The 3,164-nt window shown below is 52.0% G+C and carries 3 protein-coding genes; all 3 read left to right on the top strand.

The genetic code is table 11. From position 1 onward, the window contains the following. On the top strand, positions 1-1,245 hold a 1,245-nt coding region (istA, locus tag C6Y40_RS19245), incomplete at its 5' end, for an IS21 family transposase (protein WP_105936031.1). A 9-nt stretch (positions 1,246-1,254) separates the two neighbouring features. Then, positions 1,255-1,758, top strand: a complete 504-nt coding sequence (locus C6Y40_RS19240) for an ATP-binding protein (RefSeq protein WP_205664801.1) — start codon at positions 1,255-1,257, stop codon at positions 1,756-1,758. A 92-nt stretch (positions 1,759-1,850) separates the two neighbouring features. Beyond that, on the top strand, positions 1,851-3,164 hold a 1,314-nt coding region (gene istA, locus C6Y40_RS19235), incomplete at its 3' end, for an IS21 family transposase (RefSeq protein ID WP_146129612.1).

Here is a 3,164-nt window from a genome sequence, read left to right as displayed (position 1 = left end):
AAGCAGCTTCTGTGGGAAGAATATGTCGCCGAGCATCAGCACAGAGCCTATCGTTACAGTCAGTTCTGTGAGCATTACCTTCGATGGCATAAGATGCAAAAGCGGAGTATGCGTCAGATCCACACTGCCGGCGATAAGCTGTTTATCGACTACTGTGGCCCGACAATCCCGGTCGTGAATCCTGATACCGGAGAGGTTCGTTATGCGCAGATCTTCGTTGCAACGTTGGGGGCATCCAATTACACCTACGTCGAAGCCTGCCCAAGTCAAAAACTGGAGCATTGGCTGGAAGCGCACGCAAACGCCTTCACGCACTTCGGAGGCGTGCCAGCGCTTCTGATCCCGGATAACCTTAAAGCCGCGGTCACCAAAACGGATCGTTACGAGCCGAAACTCAACGACAGTTATCGTAAACTCGCGAATCATTACGGCACTGCGGTGATGCCCACGCGACCTTATAAACCGAAGGATAAAGCCAAGGCAGAAAACGCGGTACTGATTGTTGAACGCTGGATCATGATGCGCCTTCGCCACCGCGTATTCCATACCTTCCATGTATTAAATCTGGCGATCCGCGAGCTGATGGACGATCTGAATCAAAGAGAGATGAAACAACTGGGCGCGAGCCGTAAAGCCTTATTCGACAGCCTGGATAAACCCGCCCTGAAACCTCTCCCGGTTCAGCGCTATCTGTATACAGAAAGCAAACGCGCCAAGGTAGGGCCGGACTATCACATCGAATACAGACAACACTATTACTCGGTCCCTCACCAACTGGTAGGCCAGCATGTTGAACTGGAGGCGAACGTGCGGCTAATCCAGATCTACCACCAGGGAAACCTGGTGTCTCAACATCCGGCCAGCCAGAAAGCGCACGGCCTCAGTACTCACACGGAGCATATGCCCAGCAACCATCAGTACCAGAAGTGGTCACCGGAGCGCTTACTGAACTGGGGTGGCAATGTTGGGGCGGCTACCCGGCAGGTTGTCAGTACTCAGCTCAGCGCCAAAGATCACCCCGCGCAAGCGTACCGTAGTTGTCTTGGTCTGCTTAATCTCACCAAAAAATACGGCGATGTGCGCCTGGAACAGGCCTGTAAAGATGCGCTGATGGTGAATAAACCCTATCTGCGTTTTATCAGAAACCTGCTTAAAAACCACCGGGAAGGCCAGCTATCTTCCGAGTCTCATACCACCCCGGATATCCAGCACAGCAATGTGCGTGGCCCAAATAGTTACCACTAGGAGAACGACATGAATCAGCTTAATGAACAATTAAGAACCCTGCGTCTTGGTCACGCCGCCAAGGGCCTTGAACAGCAGCGGGAGCAACTCTCCACCTACGCCGAGTTAACGTTCGAGGAGCGGCTTAGTCTGCTCCTTGAAAGCGAGGTGCTGGGGCGAAGCCGGGCCAGGATCGAACGCCTTAAACGACAAGCCAAGCTACGTATTGATGCCTCACCTAATCAGCTTATCTACAAAGAGGATCGGGGCCTAAAACGCATTCAGCTAAGTGAACTATTAACCGGGAGCTACCTGCTAAAGCACCAGAATATCCTGATCACCGGACCAACAGGTGCCGGTAAAACTTACGTGGCCTGCGCATTGGCAACCCAGGCCTGTGAGCAGACGTACAGCGTTCGTTACTACGTGTTGATTGGCACCAATATGGAGCCAGTTCATTTGCACTTAATGGAGCCACTATATTGGCAGCTAATGGAACCACTCCATTTGCACCTAATCGATCCACCTGATTAGCGGCGTAATGGATCCATTTTGACCTGATTTTTCCCCTCAAACTTCTATTTAACTCGCGTATCGTAGACTGTTTTTCAGTCAGGAGAATACGCATGGCAAACCGGAGGTTTGAAATGTACCAATACCGACAGATCCTCGTTCGAATGCGAATGGGGGAATCCAATCGTGCTATCGCCAATAGTGGATTGATGGGACGTAAAAAAGCACAAGCGTTGAGAGAAAAGGCAATTCTGCATGGCTGGCTGGAGCCCGATGTCGTCTTGCCTGATAACGATGCGCTTGCAACCGCTCTTGAAGAAAATTCTCAAGTCCTGATTAAAGGCTCTTCTGTGGCTCCTTACGCAGACAAGATCACAAAGTGGTATGAGCAAGGGATCCAAGGCACGACGATCCATCAGGCATTAGTGGATAAGTATGGGTTTACCGGCAGCTACTGGTCGGTGATCCGCTATCTCAAAGCGCTGGCAGAGAAAACACCTGTTCCCACTACTGTCATTGAGTTTGCGCCTGGCGATGCCGCACAAGTGGACTTCGGCGCGGGCCCACTAATTGTGGATACCCGGACCGGCGAGCTGCGTAAAAGTTGGATCTTTGTCATGACACTGGCCTGGAGTCGGCATATCTATGCTGAATTCATCCGCGACCAAAGCGTGGCAACCTGGCTGGCCTGCCATCGTCGGGCCTTTGAATGGTTCAACGGTGTGCCCAAACGGGTCATTATCGACAACCCTAAATGTGCCATCACCAGGGCCTGCTATCACGATCCTCAGGTTCAGCGAGCTTATGGTGAATGTGCTGAAGGCTATGGCTTTTTAATTGCCCCATGTCCTGTGCGAGATCCGCAGAAGAAAGGGCGCGTGGAATCTAACGTCAAGTACATCAAGAACAGCTTTGTGCCTCTGAAGGAGTTTCGCAGTCTCAGTGATGCCAATGCGCAGCTAAAAAGCTGGTTGTTGTCAGTCGCAGGGAATCGTATACACGGCACCACGAAATGTCAGCCACTTGAGCGTTTCACTGAGATCGAGCAGGCATTGCTTAGTCCGCTACCGGAAGTGCCGCCAGAACAAGCCGTCTGGGCTAAAGTAAAGGTACACGGTGATGGACACGTACAGTTTGAACACTGTCGTTACTCAGTACCTTACACTCTGATCCGAGAAACACTGTGGCTGAAAGCCAGCGATACCATGGTGCGCATCTATCAAAAGCATGAGCTTAAAGCCACGCATGCCCGAATGCATCATCAGGGTAGCCGCGCAACGGTACCTGAACATCAACCGCCGGCCGCGCAAGCCTACAACATGCAGGATCCGCAATATTGTCTGGCTCAGGCGCAGCGGATTGGCGAGTCCTGCCATGTGTTTATTAAGCGCCTGTTTGCCAGCCGCGTACTGGATAACCTGCGTGCT

The organism is Marisediminitalea alba (assembly GCF_002993365.1).
Lineage (GTDB): Bacteria > Pseudomonadota > Gammaproteobacteria > Enterobacterales > Alteromonadaceae > Alteromonas > Alteromonas alba.
This window is presented reverse-complemented; position numbering and strand designations above follow the sequence as displayed.

Coding starts and splice junctions, on each gene's coding strand:
- C6Y40_RS19240 (WP_205664801.1), top strand. CDS start 1,255: ATGAATCAGCTTAATGAACAATTAAGAACCCTGCGTCTTGGTCACGCC.